Here is a 5,461-nt window from a genome sequence, read left to right on the forward strand (position 1 = left end):
AAAAAAGGCAACGACCTACTCTCCCACAAATGCAGTACCATCGGCGCAAATGGGCTTAACTTCTCTGTTCGGAATGGTAAGAGGTGAGCCCCATCGCTATAACCACCTTAAATTTTTGGTTGTTATAAATAATCAACACTAATATCTTAACATATTGAAAAAAAACATCATAAAAATAATATTGCAACTCCTTCGCACTGAGTGTGTCGAAGTGTAAAAAAACGGCTGTACAATAAGCCTATAGGTTATTAGTACTACTCGGCTATGACATTACTGCCTTTACACCTATAGCCTATCAACGTGGTCATCTTCCACGACCCTTTAAAGAAATCTCATCTTGTGGTAGGTTTCGCGCTTATATGCTTTCAGCGCTTATCCTTTCCCAACGTAGCTACTCTGCAATGCTCCTGGCGGAACAACAGATACACCAGAGGTTAGTCCAACTCGGTCCTCTCGTACTAGAGTCAGATCCACTCAAATTTCTAACGCCCACAGTAGATAGAGACCGAACTGTCTCACGACGTTCTGAACCCAGCTCGCGTGCCACTTTAATGGGCGAACAGCCCAACCCTTGGGACCTTCTCCAGCCCCAGGATGTGACGAGCCGACATCGAGGTGCCAAACCCCCCCGTCGATATGAGCTCTTGGGGGAGATCAGCCTGTTATCCCCGGAGTACCTTTTATCCTTTGAGCGATGGCCCTTCCATGCGGAACCACCGGATCACTATGCTCTACTTTCGTACCTGATCGACCTGTATGTCTCTCAGTCAAGCTCCCTTATGCCATTGCACTCTACGCACGGTTACCAAACGTGCTGAGGGAACCTTTAGAAGCCTCCGTTACTCTTTTGGAGGCGACCACCCCAGTCAAACTACCCACCAAGCACTGTCCGTCGTTAGACGTTAGACTCTAGATAAGCAAAGGGTGGTATTTCAACAATGACTCCACAACGCCTAGCGACGCCACTTCATAGTCTCCCACCTATCCTACACATTACTTATCCAAAGCCAATACTAAGCTATAGTAAAGGTTCACGGGGTCTTTTCGTCCCACTGCGGGTAATCGGCATCTTCACCGATACTACAATTTCACCGAGCTCATGGCTGAGACAGTGTCCAGATCGTTACACCATTCGTGCAGGTCGGAACTTACCCGACAAGGAATTTCGCTACCTTAGGACCGTTATAGTTACGGCCGCCGTTTACTGGGGCTTCATTTTAGATCTTCGCGCAAGCGCTAAACCCTCCACTTAACCTTCCAGCACCGGGCAGGTGTCAGGCCCTATACATCATCTTTCGATTTAGCAGAGCCCTGTGTTTTTGATAAACAGTCGCCTGGACCTTTTCACTGCGGCCTCCGTTTTACCGAAGGCGACCCTTCTCCCGAAGTTACGGGTCTATTTTGCCTAGTTCCTTAGCCATGAATCTCTCGAGCACCTTAGAATTCTCATCCCAACTACCTGTGTCGGTTTAGGGTACGGGCTGCTTCACTCGCTTTTCTTGGAAGTCGCTTCTCTGGATTATCACCTTGACCGTAGTCTCAGTGTACTATCGCCGTGTTACCACTGGCTTCAACGTGCTATTCCGTCAGCACGCACCAAATATACGCCTCCGTCACTTTTAGTGTGAGCAGGTACAGGAATATTAACCTGTTGTCCATCCACTTCCCCTTTCGGGTTCGCGTTAGGTCCCGACTAACCCTCAGCTGATTAGCATAGCTGAGGAAACCTTAGTCTTTCGGTGTGCGGGTTTCTCGCCCGCATTATCGTTACTTATGCCTACATTTTCTTTTGTAGCTACTCCAGCATGCCTCACAGCACACCTTCAACGCCACTACAATGCTCCCCTACCACTTTTACAAGTCCATAGCTTCGGTAGTATGTTTATGCCCGATTATTATCCATGCCGAACCGCTCGACTAGTGAGCTGTTACGCACTCTTTAAATGAATGGCTGCTTCCAAGCCAACATCCTAGCTGTCTAAGCAGTTCAACCTCGTTTATTCAACTTAACATACATTTGGGGACCTTAGCTGATGGTCTGGGTTCTTTCCCTCTCGGACATGGACCTTAGCACCCATGCCCTCACTGCTGATTAACATTTTATAGCATTCGGAGTTTGTCAGGAATTGGTAGGCGGTGAAGCCCCCGCATCCAATCAGTAGCTCTACCTCTATAAAACTATAAATCAACGCTGCACCTAAATGCATTTCGGGGAGTACGAGCTATTTCCGAGTTTGATTGGCCTTTCACCCCTACCCACAGGTCATCCGAAGACTTTTCAACGTCAACCGGTTCGGGCCTCCACTGTGTGTTACCACAGCTTCACCCTGCCCATGGGTAGATCACACGGTTTCGCGTCTACCACTACTAACTAAAGCGCCCTATTCAGACTCGCTTTCGCTACGGCTGCGGACCTGAAGTCCTTAACCTTGCTAGCAACGGTAACTCGTAGGCTCATTATGCAAAAGGCACGCCGTCACCCCAAAGGGCTCCGACCGCTTGTAAGCGTATGGTTTCAGGATCTTTTTCACTCCTTTATTCAAGGTTCTTTTCACCTTTCCCTCACGGTACTAGTTCACTATCGGTCTCTCAGGAGTATTTAGCCTTAACGGATGGTCCCGCCAAATTCATACAGGATTACACGTGTCCCGCACTACTCAGGATACTGCTATTAATAACGGTCTTTACTTATACGGGACTATCACCCTCTATGGTCACTCTTTCCAAAGTGTTCTAATTCATTACGCATCAAATATTGCAGTCCTACAACCCCAGCATTGCCGTAACAATACTGGTTTGGGCTAATCCGCGTTCGCTCGCCGCTACTTACGGAATCACTTTTGTTTTCTTCTCCTCCGGGTACTTAGATGTTTCAGTTCTCCGGGTTTGCTCGTCCTTACGGACGTAACATGTCTTCAACATGCTGGGTTGCCCCATTCGGATATCTACGGATCAAATTGTATGTGCCAATCCCCGCAGCTTTTCGCAGCTTATCACGTCCTTCATCGCCTCTGAGAGCCTAGGCATTCCCCATACGCTCTTATTTAGCTTATTGTACTTTTGTCTTTTTAATGAGTTTATAATTAGTTAAAAGCTCGTAAACCTTAACTAATTACGAATCGCATAACTATAAAATAGTTATACTTTATTTTTATGTATCTTTTTTCAATATGTCAATGAACTTTTTTCTGTATTAATACAGAATCGTGGAGAATATCGGAGTCGAACCGATGACCTCCTGCGTGCAAGGCAGGCGCTCTAGCCAGCTGAGCTAATCCCCCATTTATGAAACCTAAATTTAGAATTCAGATCTTTTAACGTTGAATCCCAACTTCTAGAATTTCCTTTATAATTAGTAGTCTCAGGCAGACTCGAACTGCCGACCTCTACATTATCAGTGTAGCGCTCTAACCAGCTGAGCTATGAGACTCTACTTATTATTATAAAAATTAAATTAACAGCAGGAGAATAAACTATTCTTTTCCTTATTTCTTTCCTCTTAGTCGTCTTTCTCTAGAAAGGAGGTGTTCCAGCCGCACCTTCCGGTACGGCTACCTTGTTACGACTTAGCCCTAGTTACCAATTTTACCCTAGGCCGCTCCTTACGGTGACGGACTTCAGGCACTCCCAGCTTCCATGGCTTGACGGGCGGTGTGTACAAGGCCCGGGAACGTATTCACCGCATCATGGCTGATATGCGATTACTAGCGATTCCAGCTTCACGGAGTCGAGTTGCAGACTCCGATCCGAACTGTGATAGGTTTTATAGATTCGCTCCTTCTCGCGAAGTGGCTGCTCTCTGTACCTACCATTGTAGCACGTGTGTAGCCCAGGACGTAAGGGCCGTGATGATTTGACGTCATCCCCACCTTCCTCACAGTTTGCACTGGCAGTCTTGTTAGAGTTCCCGACTTGACTCGCTGGCAACTAACAACAGGGGTTGCGCTCGTTATAGGACTTAACCTGACACCTCACGGCACGAGCTGACGACAACCATGCAGCACCTTGTAAATTGCCCGAAGGAAAAACTATCTCTAGTCCTGTCAATCTACATTTAAGCCCTGGTAAGGTTCCTCGCGTATCATCGAATTAAACCACATGCTCCACCGCTTGTGCGGGCCCCCGTCAATTCCTTTGAGTTTCATTCTTGCGAACGTACTCCCCAGGTGGGTTACTTATCACTTTCGCTTAGCCACTCAAACCGAAGTTCGAACAGCTAGTAACCATCGTTTACGGCGTGGACTACCAGGGTATCTAATCCTGTTCGCTCCCCACGCTTTCGTCCATCAGTGTCAGTATATTATTAGTAATCTGCCTTCGCAATTGGTATTCTATGTAATATCTATGCATTTCACCGCTACACTACATATTCTAACTACTTCATAATAACTCAAGATAACCAGTATCAAAGGCAATTCTACAGTTGAGCTGCAGGATTTCACCTCTGACTTAATTATCCACCTACGGACCCTTTAAACCCAATGATTCCGGATAACGCTTGGATCCTCCGTATTACCGCGGCTGCTGGCACGGAGTTAGCCGATCCTTATTCTTACAGTACCGTCAAGCCTCTACACGTAGAGGTGTTTCTTCCTGTATAAAAGCAGTTTACAACCCATAGGGCAGTCTTCCTGCACGCGGCATGGCTGGATCAGAGTTGCCTCCATTGTCCAATATTCCTCACTGCTGCCTCCCGTAGGAGTCTGGTCCGTGTCTCAGTACCAGTGTGGGGGATCCCCCTCTCAGGGCCCCTATCTATCGTTGCCATGGTATGCCGTTACCATACCATCTAGCTAATAGAACGCATACTCATCTTTTACCGCCGAAACTTTAATTTAATATATATGCATACATTAAATGCTATGGGGTATTAATCTTCATTTCTAAAGGCTATCCCCCTGTAAAAGGTAGATTGTATACGCGTTACGCACCCGTGCGCCACTCGTCAGCAAAAAAGCAAGCTTTTCCCTGTTACCGTTCGACTTGCATGTGTTAGGCCTGCCGCTAGCGTTCATCCTGAGCCAGGATCAAACTCTTCATCGTTAAATTTTAAGTCTTACGACTATATTTTAACAACTAATTGGAATTTTATTTCAGTACTCAAAATGGTCTATTCTCTTGTTTGAAAATTATCGTTTCCAATAACTTCCTTACGCTGTCAATTCAATATGTTAATGAACTTTTTTCTTTCCTCAGGGCGTTTATCTCCTAAGCGGGTGCAAATATAAAACCCTTTTTTAATACCCACAATCTTTTTTGATTTTTTTTTCAGAAAAAATTATTACACCCTCTCTATCTCATAAAACCAATATCTTATCATGAACTTAATACTATTAACGTTACCGTTTTTAGCGGCTGCAAATATAAAACCCTTTTCTTTATTCACAACCCTTTTTTTATCTTTTTTTTATTTATTTTTTTACCGCATTCTTACAACCCTTGTAATAAAGACTTTAGAGAT

The 5,461-nt window shown here is 45.5% G+C and carries 2 tRNA genes and 3 rRNA genes; all 5 read right to left on the reverse strand.

What is annotated here, in order from left to right:
- Positions 1-2 precede the first annotated feature (2 nt).
- A 5S ribosomal RNA gene (gene rrf / locus BXY80_RS13785) occupies positions 3-110 on the reverse strand.
- A gap of 118 nt (positions 111-228) precedes the next feature.
- Positions 229-3,055: ribosomal RNA gene (locus BXY80_RS13790) — 23S ribosomal RNA — on the reverse strand.
- Between the two features lie 152 nt (positions 3,056-3,207).
- A tRNA-Ala gene (locus BXY80_RS13795) sits at positions 3,208-3,281 on the reverse strand.
- A 75-nt stretch (positions 3,282-3,356) separates the two neighbouring features.
- Positions 3,357-3,430 (reverse strand) — tRNA-Ile (locus BXY80_RS13800).
- Positions 3,431-3,517: 87 nt separating this feature from the next.
- Positions 3,518-5,043 (reverse strand): 16S ribosomal RNA (locus tag BXY80_RS13805).
- Together the 16S, 23S and 5S rRNA genes with 2 tRNA genes alongside form the textbook arrangement of a ribosomal RNA operon.
- Positions 5,044-5,461 lie beyond the last annotated feature (418 nt).

The organism is Ichthyenterobacterium magnum (assembly GCF_003610635.1).
GTDB lineage: Bacteria > Bacteroidota > Bacteroidia > Flavobacteriales > Flavobacteriaceae > Ichthyenterobacterium > Ichthyenterobacterium magnum.